Raw genomic sequence first — 435 nt, 5'->3', positions numbered from 1 at the left:
AGAGTTTAATTATCCCGCCGCCACCGCCATTGCCGCGGTGATGCTGGTGATCTCCTTTGCCATGCTGCTCGTCATCAACTCGATCCAGGCCTGGAGCCGGCGGAGATATGTCTATGTCGCCTGATCTGACTACAGCCGCCCATCACGTGCGCGCCGCCACCTCGGAAAGCCGCTTTGCCCGCATAAGTCTGATCGCTGCAGCGCTCGCCTTCGTCGGCCTGTTCCTGCTTCTGCCGCTGGCGGCGGTCTTTACCGAGGCGCTGCGCAAGGGACCGGCCGAATTCCTGTCGGCGCTTGGCGATGCCGAAACCTTCTCCGCCATCCGCCTGACGCTGATTGTCGCCGCCATCGCCGTGCCGCTCAACCTCGTCTTCGGCGTCGCCGCCGCCTGGGCGATCGCCAAGTTCGAGTTCATCGGCAAGGCCTTCCTGACGA

Annotated in this window: 2 pseudogenes; both read left to right on the top strand. The window is 63.7% G+C overall.

The features are described from left to right. A pseudogene (locus IB264_RS34275) lies at positions 1-124 on the top strand (molybdate ABC transporter permease subunit); the annotation flags it as partial. Further along, positions 114-435 (top strand): annotated as a pseudogene (gene cysW, locus IB264_RS34270) (sulfate/thiosulfate ABC transporter permease CysW); the annotation flags it as partial. The pseudogenes IB264_RS34275 and cysW, both read left to right, overlap by 11 nt.

Source organism: Ensifer sp. ENS11 (genome assembly GCF_014851895.1).
Taxonomy (GTDB): domain Bacteria; phylum Pseudomonadota; class Alphaproteobacteria; order Rhizobiales; family Rhizobiaceae; genus Ensifer; species Ensifer canadensis.
This window is presented reverse-complemented; position numbering and strand designations above follow the sequence as displayed.